The following is a 307-nucleotide window of genomic DNA, read 5'->3' as shown; positions in this document are numbered from 1 at the left end:
CCTTAGGCTTCCGAGACGGAAACGAGATAATCCACCTTACGGATCATCCCACGCACCTCGGGCGTATCGACCAGCACGCGGCTGCTGTTGATACGGCCCAAGCCCAGACCGCGAACCGTGTCACGGTGCGATTGCTTGGTACCGATCACGGAGCGCACGAGGGTCACTTTGATCTGCTTCTGAGCCATGATTTACCCCAGGATCTCTTCGACGGTCTTGCCGCGCTTGGCAGCAACATCCGCCGGGGTCAGGGAGGCGCGCAGGCCATTCAACGTGGCGCGAACCATGTTGTAGGGGTTGCTCGAGC

1 protein-coding gene and 1 pseudogene are annotated in these 307 nt (G+C 60.6%); both read right to left on the bottom strand.

Annotated features, from left to right (window positions below; all coding sequences use genetic code 11):
* Positions 1-2: 2 nt before the first annotated feature.
* Positions 3-188: a 50S ribosomal protein L30 gene (rpmD, locus tag SB751_RS29280; protein WP_006216520.1), complete on the bottom strand. Its 186-nt coding sequence runs from the start codon at positions 186-188 to the stop codon at positions 3-5.
* Positions 189-191: 3 nt separating this feature from the next.
* Positions 192-307 (bottom strand): annotated as a pseudogene (locus SB751_RS29275) (30S ribosomal protein S5); the annotation flags it as partial.

The sequence above is a fragment of the Cupriavidus sp. SIMBA_020 genome (assembly GCF_046535395.1).
Classification (GTDB): domain Bacteria; phylum Pseudomonadota; class Gammaproteobacteria; order Burkholderiales; family Burkholderiaceae; genus Cupriavidus; species Cupriavidus campinensis.
The sequence above is the reverse complement of the archived record's forward strand: the minus strand, read 5'-3'. Positions and strand labels throughout refer to the sequence as shown.

Bases quoted from the DNA above. Each gene is read 5' to 3' on its own strand.
- rpmD (WP_006216520.1), bottom strand. From the start codon at position 188: ATGGCTCAGAAGCAGATCAAAGTGACCCTCGTGCGCTCCGTGATCGGT.